The 22,472-nt window shown below is 71.0% G+C and carries 23 protein-coding genes and 1 pseudogene; 8 read left to right on the top strand and 16 right to left on the bottom strand.

Features of this window, described 5'->3' with window-relative positions:
* Window positions 1-68: 68 nt before the first annotated feature.
* Entirely contained in the window at window positions 69-413 is a 345-nt protein-coding gene (locus tag ACIBK3_RS07540; protein WP_399362846.1) for an STAS domain-containing protein, read from the top strand.
* Here the strand turns inward: ACIBK3_RS07540 and ACIBK3_RS07545 are convergent.
* Window positions 297-1,310 carry a sigma-70 family RNA polymerase sigma factor gene (locus ACIBK3_RS07545; RefSeq protein ID WP_399362848.1) on the bottom strand — a complete coding sequence of 338 codons (1,014 nt, stop codon included), beginning with the start codon at window positions 1,308-1,310 and terminating at the stop codon, window positions 297-299. The genes ACIBK3_RS07540 and ACIBK3_RS07545 overlap by 117 nt on opposite strands.
* Before the next feature lie 274 nt (window positions 1,311-1,584).
* On the bottom strand, window positions 1,585-2,862 hold the full coding sequence (locus ACIBK3_RS07550) for an MFS transporter (RefSeq protein WP_399362850.1): 1,278 nt from the start codon (window positions 2,860-2,862) through the stop codon (window positions 1,585-1,587).
* A 63-nt stretch (window positions 2,863-2,925) separates the two neighbouring features.
* On the opposite strand from ACIBK3_RS07550, the gene ACIBK3_RS07555 reads away from it, so the two are divergent.
* On the top strand, window positions 2,926-3,879 hold the full coding sequence (locus ACIBK3_RS07555; protein WP_399362852.1) for a LysR family transcriptional regulator: 954 nt from the start codon (window positions 2,926-2,928) through the stop codon (window positions 3,877-3,879).
* A 174-nt stretch (window positions 3,880-4,053) separates the two neighbouring features.
* Here the strand turns inward: ACIBK3_RS07555 and tnpA are convergent, their stop codons facing one another.
* Window positions 4,054-4,482 carry an IS200/IS605 family transposase gene (gene tnpA / locus ACIBK3_RS07560; RefSeq protein ID WP_399362854.1) on the bottom strand — a complete coding sequence of 143 codons (429 nt, stop codon included), beginning with the start codon at window positions 4,480-4,482 and terminating at the stop codon, window positions 4,054-4,056.
* A gap of 23 nt (window positions 4,483-4,505) precedes the next feature.
* Here tnpA and ACIBK3_RS07565 point away from each other — a divergent pair, with 23 nt between their 5' ends.
* Complete coding sequence (locus tag ACIBK3_RS07565; protein WP_399362856.1) at window positions 4,506-5,786, top strand: RNA-guided endonuclease InsQ/TnpB family protein; 1,281 nt, start codon at window positions 4,506-4,508, stop codon at window positions 5,784-5,786.
* A 34-nt stretch (window positions 5,787-5,820) separates the two neighbouring features.
* On the opposite strand, the gene ACIBK3_RS07570 is transcribed toward ACIBK3_RS07565, so the two are convergent.
* On the bottom strand, window positions 5,821-6,582 hold the full coding sequence (locus ACIBK3_RS07570; RefSeq protein WP_399362858.1) for a prolyl oligopeptidase family serine peptidase: 762 nt from the start codon (window positions 6,580-6,582) through the stop codon (window positions 5,821-5,823).
* A 113-nt stretch (window positions 6,583-6,695) separates the two neighbouring features.
* Between ACIBK3_RS07570 and ACIBK3_RS07575 the strand changes: the two genes are divergently transcribed.
* Window positions 6,696-7,859 carry an adenosine deaminase gene (locus tag ACIBK3_RS07575; protein WP_399362860.1) on the top strand — a complete coding sequence of 388 codons (1,164 nt, stop codon included), beginning with the start codon at window positions 6,696-6,698 and terminating at the stop codon, window positions 7,857-7,859.
* A 139-nt stretch (window positions 7,860-7,998) separates the two neighbouring features.
* On the top strand, window positions 7,999-8,415 hold the full coding sequence (locus ACIBK3_RS07580) for an ATP-binding protein (RefSeq protein WP_399362862.1): 417 nt from the start codon (window positions 7,999-8,001) through the stop codon (window positions 8,413-8,415).
* Window positions 8,416-8,495: 80 nt separating this feature from the next.
* Here the strand turns inward: ACIBK3_RS07580 and ACIBK3_RS07585 are convergent, their stop codons facing one another.
* From ACIBK3_RS07585 to afsQ1, 5 genes are all read right to left on the bottom strand, one after another.
* Complete coding sequence (locus ACIBK3_RS07585; RefSeq protein ID WP_030682813.1) at window positions 8,496-8,699, bottom strand: PspC domain-containing protein; 204 nt, start codon at window positions 8,697-8,699, stop codon at window positions 8,496-8,498.
* Between the two features lie 93 nt (window positions 8,700-8,792).
* The gene (locus ACIBK3_RS07590; RefSeq protein ID WP_399362865.1) at window positions 8,793-9,344 is read right to left on the bottom strand and encodes a VanZ family protein; all 552 of its coding nucleotides are present in this window, start codon (window positions 9,342-9,344) and stop codon (window positions 8,793-8,795) included.
* A gap of 82 nt (window positions 9,345-9,426) precedes the next feature.
* Window positions 9,427-10,038: a hypothetical protein gene (locus ACIBK3_RS07595; protein WP_399362867.1), complete on the bottom strand. Its 612-nt coding sequence runs from the start codon at window positions 10,036-10,038 to the stop codon at window positions 9,427-9,429.
* Window positions 10,038-11,609 (bottom strand): ATP-binding protein, encoded by a 1,572-nt coding sequence (locus tag ACIBK3_RS07600; protein WP_399362869.1) that lies wholly within the window; start codon window positions 11,607-11,609, stop codon window positions 10,038-10,040. The genes ACIBK3_RS07595 and ACIBK3_RS07600 overlap by 1 nt, the downstream gene beginning before the upstream one ends.
* On the bottom strand, window positions 11,606-12,283 hold the full coding sequence (gene afsQ1, locus ACIBK3_RS07605; RefSeq protein WP_399362871.1) for a two-component system response regulator AfsQ1: 678 nt from the start codon (window positions 12,281-12,283) through the stop codon (window positions 11,606-11,608). Before afsQ1 ends, ACIBK3_RS07600 begins: the two co-directional genes overlap by 4 nt.
* Window positions 12,284-12,559: 276 nt before the next feature.
* Between afsQ1 and ACIBK3_RS07610 the strand changes: the two genes are divergently transcribed.
* A complete protein-coding gene (locus ACIBK3_RS07610; RefSeq protein WP_399362873.1) occupies window positions 12,560-13,303 on the top strand; it encodes a SigE family RNA polymerase sigma factor in 744 nt (247 codons plus the stop codon).
* A gap of 232 nt (window positions 13,304-13,535) precedes the next feature.
* Here ACIBK3_RS07610 and ACIBK3_RS07615 read toward each other — a convergent pair whose 3' ends face one another.
* Window positions 13,536-14,171 (bottom strand): uridine kinase, encoded by a 636-nt coding sequence (locus ACIBK3_RS07615; RefSeq protein WP_399362875.1) that lies wholly within the window; start codon window positions 14,169-14,171, stop codon window positions 13,536-13,538.
* A 130-nt stretch (window positions 14,172-14,301) separates the two neighbouring features.
* Here ACIBK3_RS07615 and ACIBK3_RS07620 point away from each other — a divergent pair.
* Window positions 14,302-14,508, top strand: a pseudogene (locus tag ACIBK3_RS07620) (hypothetical protein); the annotation flags it as partial.
* Between the two features lie 121 nt (window positions 14,509-14,629).
* On the opposite strand, the gene ACIBK3_RS07625 reads toward ACIBK3_RS07620, so the two are convergent.
* From ACIBK3_RS07625 to deoC, 3 genes are read right to left on the bottom strand one after another with little or no spacing between them, the layout of a single operon-like run.
* A complete protein-coding gene (locus tag ACIBK3_RS07625; RefSeq protein WP_399362877.1) occupies window positions 14,630-15,541 on the bottom strand; it encodes an aldehyde dehydrogenase family protein in 912 nt (303 codons plus the stop codon).
* On the bottom strand, window positions 15,534-16,970 hold the full coding sequence (locus ACIBK3_RS07630) for an aldehyde dehydrogenase family protein (RefSeq protein ID WP_399362879.1): 1,437 nt from the start codon (window positions 16,968-16,970) through the stop codon (window positions 15,534-15,536). The genes ACIBK3_RS07625 and ACIBK3_RS07630 overlap by 8 nt, the downstream gene beginning before the upstream one ends.
* A 5-nt stretch (window positions 16,971-16,975) precedes the next feature.
* A complete protein-coding gene (deoC, locus tag ACIBK3_RS07635) occupies window positions 16,976-17,938 on the bottom strand; it encodes a deoxyribose-phosphate aldolase (RefSeq protein WP_399363959.1) in 963 nt (320 codons plus the stop codon).
* Window positions 17,939-18,117: 179 nt separating this feature from the next.
* On the opposite strand from deoC, the gene ACIBK3_RS07640 reads away from it, so the two are divergent.
* Window positions 18,118-18,816: a PH domain-containing protein gene (locus tag ACIBK3_RS07640; protein WP_399362881.1), complete on the top strand. Its 699-nt coding sequence runs from the start codon at window positions 18,118-18,120 to the stop codon at window positions 18,814-18,816.
* A gap of 223 nt (window positions 18,817-19,039) precedes the next feature.
* On the opposite strand, the gene ACIBK3_RS07645 is transcribed toward ACIBK3_RS07640, so the two are convergent.
* From ACIBK3_RS07645 to ACIBK3_RS07655, 3 genes are all read right to left on the bottom strand, one after another.
* Complete coding sequence (locus ACIBK3_RS07645; protein WP_399362883.1) at window positions 19,040-20,671, bottom strand: phospho-sugar mutase; 1,632 nt, start codon at window positions 20,669-20,671, stop codon at window positions 19,040-19,042.
* Window positions 20,672-21,078: 407 nt separating this feature from the next.
* Window positions 21,079-21,903: a purine-nucleoside phosphorylase gene (locus tag ACIBK3_RS07650; RefSeq protein ID WP_399362885.1), complete on the bottom strand. Its 825-nt coding sequence runs from the start codon at window positions 21,901-21,903 to the stop codon at window positions 21,079-21,081.
* Between the two features lie 105 nt (window positions 21,904-22,008).
* Window positions 22,009-22,446, bottom strand: a complete 438-nt coding sequence (locus ACIBK3_RS07655) for a gamma-glutamylcyclotransferase (RefSeq protein ID WP_030682781.1) — start codon at window positions 22,444-22,446, stop codon at window positions 22,009-22,011.
* Window positions 22,447-22,472 lie beyond the last annotated feature (26 nt).

Consider the following 22,472-nt stretch of genomic DNA (forward strand, 5'->3'; position numbering starts at 1 on the left):
TCAGCCGCGGCCGGGACGCCGACGCGATGAGTTACGCCCGCCTGCCCCGTCTACCGATCGTGGACGCCATGACACCCGCTGTACTCGTACTGACCGGCCCCGTCACCCGTGACGAGGCGGCCGGGCTCTGCGACGACGTGCGGACGCTGCTGGAAGCCCCCCGGGCCGAGGTCGTGGTGTGCGATGTCGCGGGCCTCGGACCGCCGGGGCTCCGGGCCGTCGACCTGCTCGCGCGACTGCAGCTCGCCGCCAAGCGGGCCGGGGGCCGGATCCGGCTGCGCGACCCCGACCCCGCCCTACACGCCCTCCTTGACCTGGTCGGCCTCGGCATCGAGGTGGAGGGGCAGGCCGAACAGCGGGAACCAGCGCTGGGTGTCGAGGAAGCAGTGGAACCCGGTGATCCGCCCGTCTGAGATCTCCAGCACCTGCACCGCCCAGGGAGCGAAGCCGCCCTTCTCCGGGTCCGGCTTGTACTGGGCGAACCCCGGCAGGCCGTTGACCTGGACCGGCAGCAGACGGGAACCCGCGCACGGGGCGCCGAGGGTCGTCATGAAGCCGGTGATGTCCTGGGGGCCGGTCAGCCACAGGTCGAACGGCGGCATCGTCATGATGGCGTCCTCGTGCAGCAGAGCCGTCAGCGCCGTCATGTCGTAGCCCTCGAACGCCGCCACATAGCGCTCCAGCAGCTTCTGCTGCTCCTCGTCCAGCGGATCGGACACGGCCGCGTCGGAGCCGTGCTGCTCCCGCTCGGCGAGCGTCGCACGGGCCCGCTGCAGCGCGCTGTTGACCGACGCGACCGAGGTGTCGAGCAGTTCGGCTACCTCGCTCGCCCTCCAGGCCAGCACCTCGCGCAGGATCAGCACGGCGCGCTGCTTGGGCGGGAGCTGCTGCAGGGCGGCCATGAACGCGAGCCGCACGGACTCCTTGGCCACGGCCGCCTCCGCCGGGTCCTGGACAGCCGGGAGCACACGCGTGTCGGGCATCGGTTCCAGCCAGGTGTGGTCGGGGCGGGGCGACAGGGCGGCCTGGGCGAGCGGAGTGGACTCCGAGAGGTCCATGGGGCGGGCGCGCTTGTTTCCGGCGCTCAGCATGTCGAGGCAGACGTTGGTGGCGATGCGGTAGAGCCAGGAGCGGAGGCTGGAGCGGCCCTCGAACTTCTCGTAGTTGCGCCAGGCCCGGACCATGGTGTCCTGGACCGCGTCCTCGGCCTCGAAGGAGGAGCCGAGCATGCGGTAGCAGTAGCCGGTCAGCTCTTTTCGGTGTTTCTCGAGCCTCACGTCGAGGTCTGTCGTCGTCGTGCCGTTCGTCATCGTCCACCCACCCCTGTGGCCGTTCCTGTCCGTGCGCGTCTTTTGCGCCCCAGCACTCCGGAAGCTACCGCAGCCCACTGACAATGGCCTGGGGAGCGGGGAAAGGGGCAGGTGGAAGGGGTGTTGCGGCCCGAGGGATCCTCGCCCCCCGCCAGAGGGGTCCGCCCTTTTTCAGCCCGTCCGGCGTTTGAGGACGAGGCCCGTTCAGGGCCGAAACGGGGGTCTGGGGGCGGCAGCCCCCAGGGACGGGTAGGGGCGGCGGGGGCGAAAACCCTCAGCTCGCTGTCAGTGCCCCCCGCCGCGCAGCGACCCGCGCCGCCCGCGACCCGAGCACCGTGATCGTCACGACGCCGAACACCGCCAGCAGACCCACGCCCACCGTTCCGGCCCAACCGCTCGCGTGGAAAGCCACCGCCCCCAGCGTGCTCCCGGCGCTCGACCCGATGTAGTACGCCGACTGGTACAGCGCCGACGCCTGCGCCCGCCCCTTCGTCGCGGTCTTGCTGACCGCCGACGACGCGACCGCGTGCCCCGCGAAGAAACCCGCGGTGATCAGCACCAGACCCAGCAGGACCAGCGGCAGCGAATCCGCCAGGGACAGCAGCAGGCCCGCCGCGGTCGTACCGCCGCCCGCGTACAGCGCGCCGCGGCGGCCCAGGCGGCCCACCAGCCGGCCGGCCGTCGACGCCGACACCGTGCCCACCAGGTAGACCAGGAAGATCGAGCCGACGATGCCCTGGGGAAGGTTGAACGGGGCCTCGGTCAGGCGGTAGCCGATGACCGTGTAGACGCCGCCGAACACCGTCATGAACAGCGCGCCGATCGCGTACAGCCGGCGCAGCAGCGGGTTGGACAGGTGGTCGCGGACCGTACGGGCCAGCACCCGCGGCCGCAGCGAGCCCGCCGCGAAGTGCTTCGGCGCCGGCAGCAGCGCCCGGAAGGCCACCGCGCACGCCACCGCGATCACGCCGATCACCGCGACCGCGACCCGCCAGCCCCACTCCTGCGCGACCCAGCCGGTGATGACCCGGCCGCTCATCCCGCCGACGCTGTTGCCCGCGACGAACAGTCCGATCGCGGTGACCAGCGCCTTGGGCGTGACCTCTTCCGCGAGATAGGCCGTCGCCGAGGCCGGCAGACCGGCCAGCGCCGCGCCCTGGACCGCCCGCAGCACGACCAGCGCGGTCAGCGACGGGGCGAAGGGCACGAGCAGCCCGACGGTCACCGCGACCGCGAGCGAGGCCGTCATGACCGTACGGCGTCCGAAGCGTTCCGACAGGGCGCTCATCGGAAGGACGAACACCGCCAGTCCGCCGGTCGCGGCCGCCACCGTCCAGCTCGCCTCGCTCGCCGCCACCCCGAACTCACCGGAGATCAACGGCAGCAGGGCCTGCGTGGAATACAGCAGTGCGAAGGTCGCCACGCCCGCGAGGAAGAGGGCGAAGCTCATCCGGCGGTAGCCGGGGCCGCCCGGGGCCACACGGGAGTCGACGACAGGGGCAGAGGGTGCGGCGCCCACGACGGTGGACGCCCCGGTACTGGCGGGAGACATGCCTCGAAACTACGTACGGCCCCGGTCATCCGTCCAATGCATGAACTTGCCATAATCGTTCCCATGGTGCATCAGCCGAGCTCACAGACGCGCCTGTCACCATCCAGTGACACAGAAGACATGGTGATGTTGCTGGCCCCGCGCCTGGCCTACTTCGCCGGAGTCGCCCGTACCGAGCACGTCACCCGGGCCGCACAGGAGATGCAGGTACCCCAGTCGACGCTGTCCCGGGCGATGGTCCGCCTCGAGCAGGACCTGGGGGTGGACCTGTTCGCCCGCCACGGCCGCACGGTCTCCCTCACTCCGGCAGGCCGCACCTTCCTCGCCTCCGTCGAACGCGCCCTCGCCGAGATCGAGCGCGCCGCCGACGAGGTCCGCGCCGACGCCGACCCCGCCACCGGCAAGGTCGCCTTCGGTTTCCTGCACACCATGGGCGCCGAGACGGTCCCGGGCCTGCTCCACGCCTTCCGCGCCGACCACCCCCGCGTCCGCTTCAGCCTCGTCCAGAACTACGGCGAGGCGATGCTGGAGAAGCTCCGGTCCGGCGAACTCGACCTGTGTCTGACCTCCCCGGTCCCGGACGCCCCCGACCTCGTCGCCCGCCGCCTCGACGAACAGAGACTCCGCCTGGTCGTCCCCGCCGACCACCGTCTCGCCCCCCGCAGACGGGTCCGGCTGGCGGAGGCCGCCGACGAGGTCTTCGTGACCCTCGAACCCGGCTACGGACTCCGCCGCATCACGGACGACCTGTGCGAGGAGGCGGGCTTCAAGCCGAGGGTGGCCTTCGAGGGAGAGGAGGCCGAGACGCTGAGGGGGCTGGTGGCCGCGGGGCTCGGCGTCGCACTGCTGCCTCCGCCCGCCTTCCCCCGCCCGGGCGTCGTGGAACTGACCGTCACCGCTCCCCGAGCGGCACGCGAGATCGGCGTCGCCTGGCTCGACGGCCACCCGGACACACCCCCCGTGGCCGCGTTCAAGAAGTTCCTGCTCTCAAGACGCGGCAACCTGCTCCCGGGCTAGGGCCGCGGAAAACGGCGCGACCACCCACGAACAACCCGCACCCAGAACACGACAGGAGGTCCCGAGCTCTACCTCTGATCTTGGCCAGTGCTCCGCCCTTCAGGGCGGGGGTGAAGGCCATCCTTGGGTCGGAGGCGCGGAGCGCCGGAGTGCTCTGCGCCTCCGGGGTGATGGTCAGGCGGGGCGCTGCTGGTTTTCGATGTACTGCTTGACAATGCTCAGGCGTGCTCCGCCGCACGATCCGGCGAAGTAGGAACCGGACCAGAAGTGTCCGCCCCACAGGTACCGGCGGACGTGGCTGTCGTATTCCTGGCGGAGCCTGCGGGAGCTGACGCCCTTGAGGGAGTTGACCAGCTTGGAGAGCTGGACTTTGGGCGGGTAGTGCACGAGCAGGTGCACGTGGTCCTGTTCGCCGTTGAACTGCTTCAGCTCGGCCTCGAAGTCGGTGCAGACCTCCCGCATGATCTCTTCGGTGCGGATCAGCATGGCGTCGGTGAACGCATTCCGCCTGTACTTGGTGACGAAAACCAAGTGAACGTGCAGGTTGTAGACAACATGGCGACCGGTTCTGACATCGGGGTTAGGGTTCCAGCGCGGTGACATAAACCAATGCTAGGTTCTCGGTTGTGAGTCAAGGCACCCCGGTCAAGCGGCAGTTCGGGCACCGTGCCCGGCTTGCGCTGTCGCCTGCCGGGGTTCGCGCAGCGGATGATCAGGCGCACGCGGCTCGCACCATGTGGAACCTGCTGCACGCCTGGTGGCAGATGATGCCGAAGGAAAAGCGGACTCTCGCGAACGCGGACGCCGCGATTCGCCAGGCCCGCCAGGACATCGGCTTCCTTGCCGTCCTGCCCGCGCAGGCCGCGCAGGCGGTGCTCAAGACGTACGTCCGGGCGTGGAAGAACTGCTGGGAGGGCCGCGCCGACGCCCCGAACTTCAAGGGCCGGTTCCGCACGGTGATGTCCGTGGACATTCCGCAGGGCCGGGACCTGAACATCGTCCGCGCGCACCGCCGGTGGGGCATGGTCAACATTCCCAAGGTGGGCCGGGTGCGGTTCCGGTGGACCAAGGACCTGCCCGTGGGCAAGCACGCCGACGCGGAGAACCGGATCACCGGGGCCCGGCTGATCAAGGACGCGCTCGGCTGGCACATCGCCTTCCGTGTCCAGACCCTTCACAGTAGGCCCGAGCCCCACCAGGGGCCGGACATCGGCATCGACGTGGGCGTCACCGTGCCCATCGCCCTCTCGGACGGCGAAACCTATGAGCACGGCGCATGGCTGACGGAGAAGGAGAAGGCCAAGCTCCTGCACCTGGAGCAGCGTGCCGCGCAGCGTAAGCGGCATCGCAGGCCCGGCGAGCGCACCAGCCGCCGGCTGCACCGTACCTACGACCAGATCGCAGGACTCCGTGCGAAAGCCAAGCGCCGGGCCCTGGACTGGCAGCATCAGACGACCACCGCCATCGCCCGCACATACGGCACGGTCGTGGTCGAAGCACTCACCATCACGAACATGGTCAAGTCCGCCAGGGGAACGGTTGAAGATCCGGGCAAGAACGTGGCCCAGAAATCCGGGCTGAACCGCTCCATCAGCCAGGAGGCCTGGGGCCGCACGGTCACCATGCTGGCGTACAAGACCGCCCAGCACGGTGGCACCCTGGTCAAAGTTCCTGCTCCCGGCACTTCCCGGCGCTGCTCCGCCTGCGGCCACACCACGCCCGGCAGCCGGGAGTCCCAGGCCGTGTTCGTGTGCAAGAACCCGGACTGCGGCTGGTCGGGCAACGCCGACCACAACGCAGCCCGCAACGTCTTGCACCTGTACCGGATGGGCCTCGCGCTCATCCCGGCTGCCGGGAGGGCAGTCGTCAGGCGCGCGCAGCGCGTCAAGCCCGCTGCCGCAAGGTAAGCAGGAATCTCCCGGCTTCAGCCGGGAGAGCACTTCAACGCCGTAACGACTTCCCGAACCCGGCGGCCAACGGCATCCGAAGCCCCAGAGGAGGCGGAGCCGCCAACGCGTCCTCCACCGGCCGGGACAGCGCCCTCCCGAACAACGCTCCCATCACGAAGTCCTGGGCCAGCGCGTGCACTTCGTCCCTGTGCTGATGCAACCCATGCCCGTCGGAATGCACTTCGAACCGGCACACCTCCCGGTTAGCCTTCTTGGCCCGTGCCGCCAGCCGGAACGACAGCTCGGGATCCGTCCGTTCGTCGTTCGTGCCGTGCACGATCAACACCCGCCGCCCCGCGAGCTGTTTCACCGGTTCGGGCGGCGCCGCCACGTCCTCCTCCGGCAGCCAGGGTGCCAGCGCCACCACGGAGTTGACGGCTTCGTGCCCGCCCGCGTGCAGTGCCGCCCGGGCGCCCATGTCGACCCCGGTGAGGCAGACGGGGACGTCGCCGTAGCGTCGTACGGCCTCCTCCGCGGCCCATGCCGCGTCGTGTGCCAGATGCGCCTCGTGGCCGTTCCAGCCGCGGTAGCGGTAGTGGACGACATGGGTCGCGAGGCCCGCCTCGCGGCCCGCTCGGGTGATCCGGCGGCCCAGCGCGCGTACGGACGCGGCCGCCATCATGGGGGAGGGCCTGCGGTGGGAGACCTCGTCGCCGCCCGGGAGCAGCAGCACCACCCCGCTCACCGCCGTCGGCTCCGGACCGAGCGCCCGCCCCAGCCGGGCCGTGCGAACCGGCGTCGCTTGCTGTGCCATGACAGAACAGTGTCAGAAGCGCGGGTGTACGACACTGGTCGGGGCGGTCACCGTTACGTATCGGCGGATTCGTACACCCGGTGATCTACGCGCGTAGGAGTTAGAGTGCGGAAATGACGAGCAAGACTGACCGGATGGGGACCACCCCGAGCTCGGACCAGATCCGCCGGGCGCCCAAGGTGCTGCTGCACGACCATCTCGACGGCGGGCTGCGTCCCGGCACCGTCGTCGACCTCGCCCGGGACACCGGGTACGCCCAACTCCCCGAGACCGACCCGGACAGGCTCGGTGTGTGGTTCCGGGAGGCCGCCGACTCCGGTTCGCTGGAACGGTACTTGGAGACCTTCTCGCACACCGTCGGTGTGATGCAGACCCGGGACGCGCTGGTCAGGGTCGCCGCCGAGTGCGCCGAGGACCTCGCCGCGGACGGCGTCGTCTATGCCGAGGTGCGGTACGCCCCCGAGCAGCACCTGGACGGCGGACTCAGCCTCGAGGAGGTCGTCGAGGCGGTCAACGAGGGCTTCCGGGAAGGGGAGCGGCTCGCTCGCGCGGGCGGCAACCGGATCCGGGTCGGCGCCCTGCTCACCGCCATGCGGCACGCGGCCCGTTCCCTGGAGATCGCCGAACTCGCCAACCGCTACCGCGACCTGGGCGTGGTCGGCTTCGACATCGCGGGCGCGGAGGCCGGTTACCCGCCCACCCGGCACCTGGACGCGTTCGAGTTCCTCAAGCGGGAGAACAACCACTTCACCATCCACGCCGGCGAGGCGTTCGGGCTGCCCTCCATCTGGCAGGCCCTGCAGTGGTGCGGCGCCGACCGGCTCGGGCACGGTGTGCGCATCATCGACGACATCCAGGTCCACGAGGACGGCTCGGTCAAGCTCGGGCGGCTCGCCTCCTATGTCCGGGACAAGCGGATCCCGCTGGAGATGTGTCCCAGTTCCAACCTCCAGACCGGAGCGGCGGCCTCGTACGCCGAGCATCCGATCGGGCTGCTGCGCCGACTTCACTTCCGGGCGACCGTGAACACCGACAACCGCCTGATGTCCGGCACCAGCATGAGCCGGGAATTCGAGCACCTTGTCGAGGCGTTCGGTTACACGCTCGACGACATGCAGTGGTTCTCCGTCAATGCGATGAAATCAGCGTTCATTCCTTTCGATGAACGACTCGCCATGATCAATGACGTCATCAAGCCCGGATATGCCGAGCTGAAGTCCGAATGGCTGTTCCGGCAGACCGCTTCCACCAGCGGTTCTGCGGGCGAAGAGGGCTGATTCCCGGAAAAGCAGCGCACTGAGATGCGGGCGGACTCCCGCCATCCGTCCGCATTTCGATGTTTGCGGCGGCCACCTCGGCATGTTTACGGTCTTGGACCGCTCACATCCGCGTAAACCCATTTCGAGGACGCATTTCATGAAGCAGTCTGCTGCCAAGACCCTCGGTGTCGCCGCTCTCGGTGCCGCCTTCGCCGCCGCCGGTGCGGGCGCCGCGAACGCCGCCCCGGCGGTTCCGGACGCCACCCAGGCGCTGGACACCGTGTCCCACACGCTGCCGGCGGAGCACCTCACCAAGGAGCTGCCGGGCGGCGGTGAGGCGCTGGGCCAGGCGCAGCCCACGCTCGCCGGCGGGCTGTCCGCGGTGCAGCCGGTCGTCGAGAAGAACGTCGCCCAGGGCCCGACCGCCCCGGTCTCCGGTCTGCTCGGCGGTCTCCCGGTCGGTAAGGGCCTTCCCACGCAGGGCCTTCCCACGCAGGGCCTTCCCACGCAGGGCCTTCCCACGCAGGGCCTTCCCACGCAGGGCCTTCCGGTGAACGCCCTCCCGCTGGGCTGACCCGCACCGCCTCTGAACGCGCCGGTGGGGCGCACCCTCCGGACACGGGGTGCACCCCACCGGCGTACGCGCTTTCGCGGTCACCAGGCCGTGCGCGCGGCCTTCTCCTCGGACGGGAACAGGATCCACAGCGCGATGTAGAGCAGGAACTGCGGGCCCGGCAGCAGGCAGGAGAGCACGAAGATGACGCGCATCGTCGTCGCGGAGGTGCCGAAGCGCCGTGCCAGCGCGGCACACACTCCGCCGATCATGCGGCCGTTGGTGGGGCGGGCGAGGCGGGACATTGCGGCTCCTTCGTGAGCGTCTGTCGGAGGCGGTCCGAGTGACCGCCCCGTCTGACATCAAAGCTACGGAGACGAAGGGGACGAAGCGTCGCTCTACGGTGCGATCCCGACCCTGGGAATCGTCGGGGTCCGACCCTGAGACGGGTCCTCCTGGCGGACGGAGCGGAGCTCGGCGCGCTCCTTCCTGCGGCGGATCCAGGAGCGGGCGACCGGCACCAGGAGCGCGTGCGCGAGGGCCACGCCCACCGTGTTCAGGAGCAGCGAGTCGATGTCGACGCGCTGCCCGGGCGCCCCGGTCTGCAGCAGTTCGATGCCCAGCGAGATCAGGGCACCGGCAGCGGTCGTACGGATCAGGGAGGCGAGCGGGGAGACGGCGAGCCTGCCGTGCGTCAGCGGAAGCAGCACACCCAGCGGGGCCAGCAGCCCGAGCCCCCCGGCGATCCGCCGGGCGGCCTCCACGCGGCCCAGCGCCAGATCCGACCGGATACCGGCCAGCGGATGCAGATTGGGCGGCATCACATAGGGCACGTCCAGCGGCCGCAGCGTGTACCAGGCGACGAACGCGAGATGTGCGGCAAGGAGGACACCCCCTGCCACACGGACGCTGATCGCGGCGCTGCCGCCGATGGAGCCTTGACGCTGCACGCCCCCCTAGACGCGGCCTCCGGCACGATCGGTTCCGGGATACCCACAGGTACGTGCATGAGGCTTCCACCACACCCGTACGTCAGCCGCTGGTCACCTCGGCGGACGGCGGCTCCGCGCTGCCCGGCCGGGCGCGGACATCGTTCGTGCACGCGTAGCGGCGCGGTGGCGTGCGGTCCGGGCCGCCGAGGACGACCGAGCCGTCGCCCTCGGCCGCCGCCGAGTCGGAGAACGTGCACACCAGCTGGGCGAGGGCGTAGGAGGTGAGGTCGCCGGGCGGGCTGCTCAGCCGGAGGGCGTCCACCGGGTCCTTGGGGCGCGGTCCGCTCACCGTCATGCCGCCGCGTACGTCCGTGGTGTAGCCGGCCTCCTTCTCCGCGGTCGACGGCGTCGCGGCGAGCTCGTCCAGCAGCCCCTGGGCCACCAGCACCCGCCGCGCGGAGTCCGCCGTACCGTCCGGGACCCGCACGGTACGGTCGACGGCCACCAGGGACGAGCCGCACAGCAGGAACACCTGCACCGGCAGCCCGCGCGAGGCCTGGGTGGAGACGTCCGGTTCGGACAGCGAACACCGCACCCGGGACGGCGCGGGCCCGAAGTCGGTCGGCACCTCCGTGGCCCGGATCCCGCACCCGGCGAGCAGCAGGGGGAGTACGGCGAGTCCAAGGAGCGCCGGCAGGCGTCGTACGGTCATCAGTCGTCCCCCTCGGCCTTCTCGCCCTCGCCGGCCTCGTCCATGAGCGGCGACGAGTCCCGGGGCAGCCACAGCGTGAACACCGCGCCGCCCTTGGGGGAGTTGGCGGCGGTGATGTCACCGCCGTGGATGTGGGCGTTCTCCAGCGCGATGGACAGGCCCAGGCCGCTGCCCTCGGAGCGCGGCCGGGAGGCGCTGGCCTTGTAGAACCGGTCGAAGACGTGCGGCAGGACGTCCTCGGGGATGCCGGGCCCGTGGTCCCGCACCTCGATGACGACCTTCGCACCGTCCTCGTCGGACTCCCGTACGGCGACCCGCACCGGCGAGCCCCCGTGCTTGAGGGCGTTGCCGATCAGGTTGGCCATGATCACGTCCAGGCGGCGCGGGTCGAGGCGGGCGTGGATGCCGCGCTCGGCGTCCAGCTCCACCGCGTCCAGCCAGGCCCGCGCGTCGATGCACGCGGTGATCTGGTCGACGACGTCCACGTCGTCCAGCACCAGCCGGGCGGTGCCCGCGTCGAAGCGGGTGACCTCCATCAGGTTCTCGACCAGGGAGTTCAGTCGCCGTGTCTCGCTGACGACGAGCCGTACGGCGGGCTCGATCATCGGGTCCATGGACCCGGACTCCATCTCCAGCTCCTCCTCCAGCACCTCCGTCACGGCGGTGATGGCGGTCAGCGGCGTCCGCAGCTCATGGCTCATGTCGGCGACGAAGCGGCGGGAGGCGTCGTCCCGGGCGGCCATGTCGGCCACCCGTTTCTCCAGCGCCTCGGCCGCGTTGTTGAACGTCCGTGACAGATCGGCGAGTTCGTCCGTCCCCGACACCCTGAGCCGGGTGTCCAGCTTCCCCTCGCCGAGCCGGCGCGCGGCGACCCCGAGACGCTGCACCGGCTTCAGCACGGTCGAGGCGGCGGCCTGCGCGAGCAGAGCGGAGCCGATCAGCGCGAGCCCCGTGGCGATACCCAGCGACCAGGCCAGCGAGTTGAGGTCCTTCGCCTCCGGCTCCAGCGACTTGACCATGTAGCCGGTGGGCCCGCCGTCGATCACCTTCGTACCCGCGACCAGATACGGGGTGCCGTGGAGCACCACCCGCTGCCAGTAGAGGTGGAACGCGTCCTTGTTGGCGGAGCTGACCGGCTGCTTCCGGTTCACCGCCGCGCGCAGCGACTCGGGCACGTCCTGCACGGTGAACCCGTTCAGCGCACCGGAGTTGCCGTACACCGTCGTGCCGCTCGCGTCCTCGGCGACCAGCACGACACTGAAGCGCTGGCTGCTGTTGGCCATCTGCCCCGCGGTGTGCTGCAGTTCGTCCTGCGAGGGGTTCGGGGGCAGCGCGCCCGCCCGGTTCTGCATCTCCTGCTCGAAGTCGCGCAGCACCGCGTCCTGGGTGCGGGTGAGCACGGCCTCGCGGTTGAGCCAGTACGCGATCCCGGACGCGGACACCGCGGCGGTCAGCGCCACCAGGGCGAACACCACGACCAGCCGCAGCCGCAGACTGGTGAACCGCAGCCTCGACCACACCTTCCTGCGATCCGCGGCCCAGCCCCGGATCCCCCCGTGCGCTTGGGTCACTGAGGAGTGTCCAGCCGGTAGCCGACACCGCGGACCGTACGGATCAGCGTCGGGGACGACGGCACGTCCTCGACCTTGGCGCGCAGCCGCTGCACACAGGCGTCCACCAGCCGCGAGTCGCCCAGGTAGTCGTGCTCCCACACCAGCCGCAGCAACTGCTGCCGCGACAGCGCCTGGCCCGGCCGCCGGCTGAGCTCCAGCAGCAGCCTGAGCTCGGTCGGGGTGAGCTGGAGGTCCTCGCCGTTCTTCGTCACGGTCATGGCCGCACGGTCGATGACCAGCGAACCGAAGGCGGCCGAGTCGGTGGCCTCCCGTTCGCCGCGCCGCAGCACGGCCCGGATCCGGGCGTCGAGGACCCGCCCCTGCACCGGCTTGACGACATAGTCGTCGGCACCGGACTCCAGCCCGACCACGACGTCGATGTCGTCACTGCGCGCGGTCAGCAGGATGATCGGCAGCTGGTCCGTGCGCCGGATGCGCCGGCACACCTCGAACCCGTCGATGCCGGGCAGCATCACGTCCAGCACGATCAGGTCCGGCCGCTGCTCACGCAGCAGCTTCAGGCCGTCCTCGCCGGTGGCAGCGGTGGCAACCCGATGTCCCTGGCGCGTCAGAGACAGCTCCAGGGCCGTACGGATGGCGTCGTCGTCCTCGATCAGCAACAGGGAAGGCACGGGGGTCATTCTGACCCATGGCGGGGCGGGGCTGCGACACCTGGAGGAATACCGGTAGCCACCTGTATTTTCCCGGGCCTTCGGCGCTCCTGTCCGTGGGTGACCGACGGCGGGCTGGACGGGGTCGTGTCCGTGCCCGGGAGCGACCCCTCAGGGGGCCTGTGACAGGTCTGTGACAGTCGGCGGACACGGCGATGAAGTGGCCCCGGCAAGCTTTTCGGCACAGGCAAGGAAGCACGGCGGAACACCGGGGAAGTCCACGACGGGGGGCGCGAGATGAACACGCTGCACAGCACCAGCACTAGCGCAGTGATCACGCGGCTCCACGACGTGAACGGGGGCCGGGGTTCTGAGAAGTCCGGTGTTGTGAGCGGGCGGGGGTGCGCTCGCGGTGCCGGGCGTCAGCACACCGGGTACATGACGGTGGTTGACGCACACACGGGGGAAACGCACGGGGGAACGGCGTACGGGGAGGGCTCGGGGGAGCGTCGCTCGCTGTCGGAGGTGGAGTTCACCGCCTACGTCCAGGAGCGCCGCGCCTCCCTGTACGCAACCGCCTACCACCTGACCGGCGACCGCTTCGAGGCCGAGGACCTGCTGCAGAGCGCGTTGTTCTCGACGTACAAGGCGTGGGACCGGATCAGCGACAAGGCGGCGGTCGGCGGATACCTCCGCCGCACCATGACCAACCTGCACATCAGCGCGTGGCGTCGCCGCAAGCTGAACGAGTACCCGACCGAGGAACTGCCGGAGACGCCCGGCGACACGGACGCGATGCGCGGCACCGAACTGCGCGCGGTCCTGTGGCAGGCGCTGGCCCGGTTGCCCGAACTCCAGCGCACCATGCTGGTCCTGCGCTACTACGAGGGCCGCACGGACCCGGAGATCGCGGAGATCCTCGACATCAGTGTCGGCACGGTGAAGTCCAGCATCTGGCGGTCGCTCCGCCGGCTGCGCGAGGACGAGGTCCTCAGCTTCGACCGTGACGAGCAGAACGCCTTCGGGGAGCTTGTCGCCTGAGGGTGGGGGGAGCAGTAGGTACGGGGGAGCAGTAACTGGGGGGCAACGGGGGTCGCGGGGGACCAACGGGGGAAGCACCAGGAGCGGGACTGGAGGGCCGGGGGGTCCGTCCAGTCCCGCTTTGGTGTGCGCCGGGCGCCTGCATTCCTTTCGCGGGGACCGGTTCACGTTCCTTTCGCGCGGACCGGTTCACGGTCTTGCGGTCCTACGACGGCGAAGGGGCCGAACTCGCTCAGGCGGCCGGGGTCGTCGCCGGGCGGGGGCCCGTCGCGGCCGTGGCCAGGCGGGTCAGGGCCTCGTCCTTGTCGCAGGCGTACGCGCCCAGCGCCGTCTGGCGGGTCACGATGGAACGCTCCGCGCGCATCAGGCGCCAGCCGCGGCGCAGCAGGAACGGCACCGACTTGCGGCCTTCCCTCAGGTCCCGCAGAAAGCGCCGGCGGAAGGTCTTCACCGGGCCGCGGCTCAGGCACAGCGCGTCGGCCAGCACGCCCAGTTCACGGCAGCGCGTGATGATCTCGGCGGCGAAGATGCCTTCCGCGATGAACAGCGGGGTCCGCCCCACGTCGACCGACTCCTCGCCGGTACGGGCGCTGAGCGCGATGTCGTAGACGGGGACCTTCGTGCGGCCCGTGCGGCACAGGTCCATGATCGCGGCGAGCGCCACGTCCGCGTCCCAGGAGTCCGGGTGGTCCCAGTCGATGTCGGAGCTCCCCGCGACCAGTGGCAGCGTCGGGTCGTCGCCCTCCTTGTAGAAGTCGTCGAGGCGCAGCACGGGAAGCCCGGAGCGGGCGGCGACGAGGGACTTGCCCGAGCCCGAGGGGCCGCAGAGCAGCACGACACGGGCGGACGGAGGGGGAAGGATGCTCACGGGACACCAGTTTGACGCATCCCGTACGCCCTGCCGACCCCACGGGTCGGCTTTGAAGCGCGCGTCACACTTCAACTACCGTTCGTGTCAGCTCGATTACCCTGTGCCGGCGAAGTTGGCAGGGCGCATGGTCGGCCACGTCACCGGCCCGGTGACCGGCCTCAAGCCCAACCCGCTCGCCGGCACCGGCGTCGCCCCCCTCGACAACGGCGTCGGCACCCAGGTGGGCGACTTCAAGCCGCTGACCTCGCAGGCGCTCACCGGACCGGTCGCGCAGGCGCGGTCGATCGGTGCGATTCCGGTGCTGGGGGAGGCGGTGAAGGCGCTGGGCGGCTGAGGCCGGCGCACACGGAGGAAGCCGCGCCGCCCCGGACGGAGAGGTGACGCGGCTTCAGGGCCGTCGCGCCGTCGCGTCGACCGCCTCGGTGTCGGGTCCTCAGTACTCGGTATCGGGTCCGTCAGTACGAGGAGCCGGACGCGCCCAGGGCGCCCGTCGGGTGCCAGACCGTCTTCGTCTCCAGGAACGCCGTCATGCGGTCGATGCCGGGTGTCGCCGACCAGTCGTCCACAGGCTGTGGACGCAGGACGCGCTTCAGGTTGTCGGCCGCCGCGATCTCCAGGTCCTTGGCCAGAACCTCGTCGGCGCCCGCCAGGTCGATCGCGTTCACGTCCTGGTGTGCCGCCAGCGGGGTGGCGATCTCGGCCGTACGGCCGGAGAGAACGTTGACGACACCTCCGGGGACGTCGGAGGTGGCGAGGACCTCGCCGAGGGAGAGGGCCGGGAGGGGGGACCGCTCGGAGGCCACCACGACCGCCGTGTTGCCGGTCGCGATCACCGGGGCGATCACCGAGACCAGGCCCAGGAACGACGACTCCTGCGGGGCCAGGACCGCGACGACACCCGTCGGTTCCGGGGAGGACAGGTTGAAGAAGGGGCCGGCGACCGGGTTGCCGCCGCCGATCACCTGGGCGATCTTGTCGGTCCAGCCCGCGTACCAGACCCAGCGGTCGATGCTCGCCTCCACGACCGCGGCCGCCTTGGACTTCGACAGGCCCTCGGCATCGGCGACCTCGTGGACGAACTGGCCCTTGCGGCCCTCCAGCATCTCCGCGACGCGGTAGAGGACCTGGCCCCGGTTGTACGCCGTGGCCCCGGACCAGCCGCCGAACGCCTTGCGCGCGGCGACGACCGCGTCACGGGCGTCCTTGCGGGAGGAGAGGGGCGCGTTCGCCAGCCACTTGCCCTGTGCGTCGGTCACCTCGTACACCCGGCCGCTCTCGGAACGCGGGAACTTCCCGCCGACGTACAGCTTGTAGGTCTTGAAGACGCTGAGTCGCTGCTGCTCGGTCTTGTCGGTCTTCTCAGACATCGAGGTACGCCTCCAGGCCGTGGCGGCCGCCCTCGCGGCCGAAGCCCGACTCCTTGTACCCGCCGAACGGCGAGGTCGGGTCGAACTTGTTGAACGTGTTGGACCAGACGACGCCCGCGCGGAGCTTGCTGGCGACGGCGAGGATCCGCGACCCCTTCTCCGTCCAGATGCCCGCCGACAGGCCGTACGGGGTGTTGTTGGCCTTGGCGACGGCCTCGTCCGGGGTGCGGAAGGTGAGGACCGACAGGACCGGGCCGAAGATCTCGTCGCGGGCGACGGTGTGCGCCTGGGTGACCTTGGTGAAGAGCGTCGGGGCGAACCAGTAACCGGAGGAAGGGAGTTCGCACGCCGGGGACCAGCGCTCGGCGCCCTCCGCCTCGCCCTGCTCGACGAGCGAGGTGATGCGGGTGAGCTGCTCCTCGGAGTTGATCGCGCCGATGTCCGTGTTCTTGTCCAGCGGGTCGCCGAGACGGAGAGTGGACAGGCGGCGCTTGAGGGAGTCCAGCAGCTCGTCCTCGATCGACTCCTGGACCAGCAGGCGGGAGCCCGCGCAACAGACCTGGCCCTGGTTGAAGAAGATGCCGTCGACGATGCCCTCGACGGCCTGGTCGATCGGGGCGTCGTCGAAGACGATGTTGGCGCCCTTGCCGCCGAGTTCGAGGGTCAGCTTCTTGCGGGTGCCGGCGACGGTCCTCGCGATCTCCTTGCCGACGGCCGTGGAACCGGTGAAGGCGACCTTGTTCACGTCCGGGTGCGCGACGAGCGCGGCGCCCGTGTCGCCGTATCCCGGAAGGATGTTGACGACACCCCTGGGCAGGCCCGCCTGGCGGCAGATGTCCGCGAAGAAGAGGGCGGACAGGGGCGTCGTCTCGGCGGGCTTCAGAACGACCGTGTTGCCGGTCGCGAGCGCCGGGGCGATCTTCCACGCCAGCATCAGGAGCGGGAAGTTCCAGGGGATGACCTGGCCCGCGACGCCGAGCGGCCGGGGGCCGGCGCCGAAACCGGCGTGGTCGAGCTTGTCGGCCCAGCCCGCGTAGTAGAAGAAGTGCGCGGCGACCAGGGGCAGGTCGGCGTCGCGGGTCTCTTTGATGGGCTTGCCGTTGTCCAGGGTCTCCAGGACGGCCAGTTCGCGGCTGCGCTCCTGGATGATCCGGGCGATGCGGAAGAGGTACTTCGCGCGCTCGGAGCCGGGCAGCGCGGACCACTTCCCGAAGGCCTTCCGGGCCGCCCTGACCGCCCGGTCGACGTCCTCGGCGCCGGCCTGGGCGACCTCGGACAGCACTTCCTCGGTGCTCGGCGAGACCGTCTTGAAGACCTTGCCGTCCGCCGCCTCCGTGAACTCGCCGTCGATGAACAGCCCGTACGAGGGGGCGATGTCGACGATCGCGCGGGACTCGGGTGCGGGTGCGTAATCGAATGCCGATGCCATGATGATCAGTCCACCGTCACGTAGTCGGGGCCGGAGTAGCGGCCGGTGGCCAGCTTCTGACGCTGCATCAGCAGGTCGTTCAGGAGCGAGGAGGCGCCGAAGCGGAACCAGTGGTTGTCCAGCCAGTCCTCGCCGGCGGTCTCGTTGACCAGGACCAGGAACTTGATGGCGTCCTTGGAGGTGCGGATGCCGCCGGCCGGCTTCACCCCCACCTGTACCCCGGTCTGCGCCCGGAAGTCGCGCACCGCCTCCAGCATGAGCAGGGTGTTCGCGGGTGTGGCGTTCACCGCCACCTTGCCGGTCGACGTCTTGATGAAGTCCGCCCCGGCCAGCATCCCGAGCCAGCTCGCTCGGCGGATGTTGTCGTACGTCGACAGCTCGCCCGTCTCGAAGATGACCTTGAGGCGGGCGTCGGTGCCGCAGGCCTCTTTCACGGCGACGATCTCGTCGTAGACCTTCAGGTACTTGCCCGCGAGGAACGCGCCGCGGTCGATGACCATGTCGATCTCGTCGGCGCCGGCCGCGACGGCCTCGCGGACGTCCGCCAGTTTCACACTGAGCGGGGCCCGGCCCGCCGGGAACGCGGTGGCCACCGAGGCGACCTTGACGTCGGAGCCGGCGACGGCCTGCTTGGCGGTGGCCACCATGTCGGGGTAGACGCAGACGGCCGCGGTCGAGGGGGCCGTCCGGTCGGTCGGGTCGGGGCGGACCGCCTTGGCGCCGAGCGCCCGGACCTTGCCCGGGGTGTCCGCGCCTTCCAGCGTCGTCAGGTCGACCATCGAGATGGCGAGGTCGATGGCGTACGCCTTCGCGGTCGTCTTGATGGAACGGGTGCCGAGCGAGGCGGCGCGCGCCTCCAGGCCGACCGCGTCGACGCCGGGCAGTCCGTGCAGGTGGCTGCGCAGCGTGCTGTCTGACGCGGTGACGTCGGCCAGTGCGTGAGCTGCGTTCGGTGCAGTGGTGGGCATGGTCACCAGACGAGCATATCTACGCGCGTAGCGGCTGTACAGGGTGGGTCGGGTATCGGGGGGACCGGGCCGGGCACCGGGTGGCGGTCGGCGTGCGGGTGTGGGTCGGCTTGGGGGTGCGAGGGGGCGGGGTGGCGTCGGGTGCGGGGGTCGCCGGGGCGTCGGGCAGAATCGGAGTCATGACGACCCCGGAGCCCCAGCCACCCGCGCCGCAGCCGCCGGTACCCCAGTACGACGACCGCGTCCACCGGTCCGCCGCGGGCATCGCCGGCGGGGTTCTGCTGCTCGCCATCGCCTGCTGGCTCGGCATCGACGCGATCGTCGCCGGGAAGGGCAGCACGCCGTGGCGGGCGCTTGCCGCGCTGCTGCTCGTGGTGCCGCTGGTGATCGCCTTCACGCTGCGGCCCGCGGTGTACGTGGGCGACGACCGGCTGCGTATCCGCAACCCGTTCCGGATCATCGTGCTGCCCTGGGGTCAGATCGACGATCTGCGCTCCGGCTACTCGAACGAGGTCCTCACCAAGACCGGCGCGAAGTTCCAGCTGTGGGCCGTGCCCGTCTCGCTGCGGGCCCGCAACAAGGCGGCGCGGCGGGAGGCCCGGCGCAGCGCACAGGAGGGCGGGATGTTCGGGGGCGGGGGCCCGCGAGGTGGCGGGCTCGGCGGGGCACGTGGAGGCCTGTCCGGGAGCCGGGGCGCGGTGCCGGACGGGCCCGTGCGGGCGGAGAGCGACCAGGTCATGGATGACCTGCGCGAGGTGCTGGAGGCGCGGGGGGCGGAGAAGTCGGCGCAGGGTGAGGTCGTGGTGCGGTGGGCCTACGAGATCCTGGCGCCGGCCGGGGCGGGTGCGGTGCTGTTGGCGGTCTTGCTGGCGGTCTGACGTTTTCGGCGGGTGGGGGTGGGGCTCTGTCGGCGTGCGGTGGAGCTCTGCCGGTGTGCGGTCGGGCTCTGTCGGCGTGTGCTGGAGCTCTGCCGGTGTGCGGTCGGGCTCCGTCGGTGTGCGCTGGAATCCTCCCGGCGTGTGGAGGCCGGTCGGTGTCCGGGAGGCCTGCCGTCGTGAGTGATCGTCGGCAGGCGCCCGTGCTGCGGACTGGCGACGGCGGTCAGATCCCTGCCGCGGTGGACAGGTCCCGCTTGATCGCCGAGAGCAGGTCCGTCGCCTTCGCGTGTGCCGCCGGGAGGTCCGCGTGTGCCGCGACCGGGACGACCACCTCCAGGTAGCACTTCAGCTTCGGCTCCGTGCCGCTGGGGCGGACGATGACGCGGGCGCCGTCGAGCGTGTAGCGCAGGCCGTCGGTGGGCGGGAGTGTGTCCGTGCCCTGGGTGAGGTCCTCGGCGCGGGTGACCGTGAGACCGGCGAGCCGGGCCGGGGGCTGCTCGCGCAGGCGCCGCATCGCGTCGGTGATGAGCGACAGGTCCTCCACGCGCACCGAGAGCTGGTCCGTGGCGTGCAGGCCGTGTTCGACCGCGATGTCGTCCAGGAGGTCGAGGAGGGTGCGGCCCTCTTCCTTGAGCGTGGAGGCGAGTTCCGTGATCAGCAGGGCGGCCGTGACGCCGTCCTTGTCGCGTACGCCGTCGGGGTCCACGCAGTAGCCGAGGGCCTCCTCGTAGCCGTAACGCAGGCCCTGCACGCGGGCGATCCACTTGAAGCCGGTGAGGGTCTCCTCGTAGGGCAGGCCGGCCTTCCCGGCGATACGGCCGAGGAGGGAGGAGGAGACGATCGACTCGGCGAAGGTGCCCCGCGCTCCGCGGTGGACCAGGTGGGTGGCGAGGAGAGCACCCACCTCGTCGCCGCGGAGCATGCGCCAGTCGCTGTTGTCCTTGACCGCGACGGCCAGGCGGTCCGCGTCCGGGTCGTTGGCGATGATCAGGTCCGGGTTCGTCTCGCGGGCCTTGGCGAAGGCCAGGTCCGTCGCGCCGGGCTCCTCCGGGTTGGGGAAGGCGACGGTGGGGAAGTCCGGGTCGGGGTCGGCCTGCTCGGTGACGAGAGCGGGGGCCGGGAAGCCCGCGCGGGCGAAGGCGGCGAGCAGGACGTCCTTTCCGACGCCGTGCATCGCCGTGTACACCGTGCGGGCGGTCCGGGGGGAGCCGGGGGCGAGGACGGCGTCCGTGCGGGCGAGGTAGGCGTCGAGGACGCTGTCGTCGAGGGTGTCCCAGCCGGTGTCGGGACGGGGGACGTCGTTCAGGGTGCGGATCGCGTCGATCTCGGCGGCGATCCCGGCGTCCGCCGGGGGGACGATCTGGGAGCCGTCGCCGAGGTACACCTTGTAGCCGTTGTCGCGGGGCGGGTTGTGACTGGCGGTGACCTCCACGCCGGCGACCGCGCCGAGGTGCCGTATGGCGAACGCCAGGACGGGGGTGGGGAGCGGGCGGGGGAGTACGGCCGCACGCAGGCCCGCGCCGGTCAGGACGGCGGCGGTGTCCCGGGCGAAGTCGGCGGACTTGTGGCGGGCGTCGTAGCCGATGACGACGAGGCCGTTGCGGTGGCCCCTGGCGTCGAGGTACGCGGCGAGGCCGGCGGCGGCGCGGATGACGACGGCGCGGTTCATGCGCATCGGGCCGGCGCCCAGTTCGCCGCGCAGACCCGCGGTGCCGAACTGGAGGGTGCCGCTGAAGCGTGCGGTGAGCTCGGTGACGTCTTCGGCGTCGATGAGCTTGGCGAGCTCTTCGCGGGTGTCCGGGTCGGGGTCCTCGGCGAGCCAGGTCCTGGCCCGGGCGATGAGATCGTCGTGCACGGTTCGGTCAGCCTCTCGTTGTCGTTGTGTGCAGGTTCGGTGGGGGCGGGCGTTTTGCGCAGTTCCCCGCGCCCCTGAGGCCTGCGGCAGCCTGCGCGGCTCCGGTGGGGGCTTGTGCAGCGCGTGCGCGTGCGTTGTAGGTCGGGGCCGGGTGGGGGGGTGTCCGTCCTCGGTCCGGCGGCTCGGTCCCTCACGTGGTGCTCGGTGCCGGACGCCTGGTGCTCGGTGCCGGACGCCGGCCGCTGCGGGCGGACACCCCCCACCCTGTCCCCTGCTCGCCGTACTCGGCCAACGGTCCATCGTGGCACGCGTGACCGCACCCACCTAGGGGCGCGGGGAACTGCGCGACCAGCCCCCACGGGCCCGCAGCCGCCGGACGACAGCACCCGGCACCCCTTGGGCAATCCTCAGATCCGCCCGAGCACCTGCGCCAGCAGGGAGCCCATCCGGGTGGCGCTGTCGCGGCCGGCCCGCAGGACCTCCTCGTGGTTGAGGGGCTCGCCCGTCATACCGGCGGCCAGGTTGGTCACCAGGGAGATGCCCAGGACCTCGGCGCCCGCCTCGCGTGCGGCGATGGCCTCCAGGACCGTCGACATGCCCACCAGGTCCGCGCCGATGACGCGGGCCATGCGGATCTCGGCCGGGGTCTCGTAGTGCGGGCCGGGGAACTGGGCGTAGACGCCCTCCTCCAGCGTGGGGTCGACCTCCTTGCACAGGGCACGCAGGCGCGGGGAGTAGAGGTCGGTGAGGTCGACGAAGTTGGCGCCGATGATGGGGCTGGTCGCGGTGAGGTTGATGTGGTCGCTGATCAGGACCGGCTGACCGGGGCGCATGCCTTCGCGGAGGCCGCCGCAGCCGTTGGTGAGGATGATCGTCTTGCTGCCGGCGGCGACGGCGGTGCGGACGCCGTGGGCGACGGCGGCCACGCCACGGCCCTCGTAGTAGTGCGTGCGGCCCAGGAAGACCAGGGCGCGCTTGTCGCCGATGGTGTACGAGCGGATCTTGCCTCCGTGGCCCTCGACCGCCGGCGGCGGGAAACCGGGCAGCTCGGTGACCTGGAACTCGGCGTCGGGAGCGCCGAGGGCGTCCACGGCCGGTGCCCAGCCGGAGCCCATCACGAGGGCGACATCGTGGGTCTCGGCGCCGGTCAGTTCGCGCAGGCGCGCGGCGGCGGCGTCGGCGGCGGCGTGAGGGTCGCCCTGGAGGTCGTCCGGAAGAAAAGATGCGTTCACGCGGATGAGGGTAGCCGGTTCGGGCCTACGCGCGTAGATGACAGAGGGCGCGGGATGGCGATCGTTGCCTTGTCGTTTCCAACCGGTGGGGTCGGCCGGGTGGCTTCAGCAGGGACGTTTGCGCAGTTCCATGACGTAGTCGTGGGGGGCGCCCGCGGATTCCGCGGCGTCGGCGACCTCGCCCAGGTAGCGGGCCGAGGGGAGGCCTCCCTCGTAGGCGTTGAGGACGTACGTCCAGGCCGGTTCCTGGCCGTCGAGGGTGTGGACGCGTACCCGCATGCGGCGGTAGATGTCCAGGCCCACGCCCTCCCAGCGGTCCATCGAGTCCTCGTCCAGGGGGCCGAGCTCGTACAGCGCGACGAAGACCTGGGCGCCGGGGGCCTCGACGATGGTGGCGAGGGCGCCCTCCCAGCCCATGTGCTCGCCGCCGAAGGTCAGCCGCCAGTCGTTCAGCCAGCCCGTCGCACGCAGCGGCGAGTGCGGGGCGCGGCGGGTCATCAGCCGCGCGTCGAGGTTGCCGGCGTACGCGGCGTAGAGCGACATGGGTCGAAGGGTACGGCAGGGGGCCT

It is taken from the genome of Streptomyces sp. NPDC050287 (assembly GCF_044459385.1).
In the GTDB taxonomy this organism is placed as follows: domain Bacteria; phylum Actinomycetota; class Actinomycetes; order Streptomycetales; family Streptomycetaceae; genus Streptomyces.

Excerpts from the sequence above, each read along its gene's own strand:
- ACIBK3_RS07580 (WP_399362862.1), top strand. The coding sequence starts at position 7,999 with ATGAAGCAGTCTGCTGCCAAGACCCTCGGTGTCGCCGCTCTCGGTGCC.
- ACIBK3_RS07655 (WP_030682781.1), bottom strand. The coding sequence starts at position 22,446 with ATGTCGCTCTACGCCGCGTACGCCGGCAACCTCGACGCGCGGCTGATG.
- deoC (WP_399363959.1), bottom strand. The coding sequence starts at position 17,938 with ATGCCCACCACTGCACCGAACGCAGCTCACGCACTGGCCGACGTCACC.
- ACIBK3_RS07625 (WP_399362877.1), bottom strand. The coding sequence starts at position 15,541 with ATGTCTGAGAAGACCGACAAGACCGAGCAGCAGCGACTCAGCGTCTTC.
- ACIBK3_RS07575 (WP_399362860.1), top strand. The coding sequence starts at position 6,696 with ATGACGAGCAAGACTGACCGGATGGGGACCACCCCGAGCTCGGACCAG.
- ACIBK3_RS07550 (WP_399362850.1), bottom strand. The coding sequence starts at position 2,862 with ATGTCTCCCGCCAGTACCGGGGCGTCCACCGTCGTGGGCGCCGCACCC.
- tnpA (WP_399362854.1), bottom strand. The coding sequence starts at position 4,482 with ATGTCACCGCGCTGGAACCCTAACCCCGATGTCAGAACCGGTCGCCAT.
- ACIBK3_RS07640 (WP_399362881.1), top strand. The coding sequence starts at position 18,118 with ATGACGACCCCGGAGCCCCAGCCACCCGCGCCGCAGCCGCCGGTACCC.
- ACIBK3_RS07585 (WP_030682813.1), bottom strand. The coding sequence starts at position 8,699 with ATGTCCCGCCTCGCCCGCCCCACCAACGGCCGCATGATCGGCGGAGTG.
- ACIBK3_RS07540 (WP_399362846.1), top strand. The coding sequence starts at position 69 with ATGACACCCGCTGTACTCGTACTGACCGGCCCCGTCACCCGTGACGAG.
- ACIBK3_RS07570 (WP_399362858.1), bottom strand. The coding sequence starts at position 6,582 with ATGGCACAGCAAGCGACGCCGGTTCGCACGGCCCGGCTGGGGCGGGCG.
- ACIBK3_RS07545 (WP_399362848.1), bottom strand. The coding sequence starts at position 1,310 with ATGACGAACGGCACGACGACGACAGACCTCGACGTGAGGCTCGAGAAA.
- ACIBK3_RS07595 (WP_399362867.1), bottom strand. The coding sequence starts at position 10,038 with ATGACCGTACGACGCCTGCCGGCGCTCCTTGGACTCGCCGTACTCCCC.
- ACIBK3_RS07555 (WP_399362852.1), top strand. The coding sequence starts at position 2,926 with ATGGTGCATCAGCCGAGCTCACAGACGCGCCTGTCACCATCCAGTGAC.
- ACIBK3_RS07630 (WP_399362879.1), bottom strand. The coding sequence starts at position 16,970 with ATGGCATCGGCATTCGATTACGCACCCGCACCCGAGTCCCGCGCGATC.
- ACIBK3_RS07610 (WP_399362873.1), top strand. The coding sequence starts at position 12,560 with ATGAACACGCTGCACAGCACCAGCACTAGCGCAGTGATCACGCGGCTC.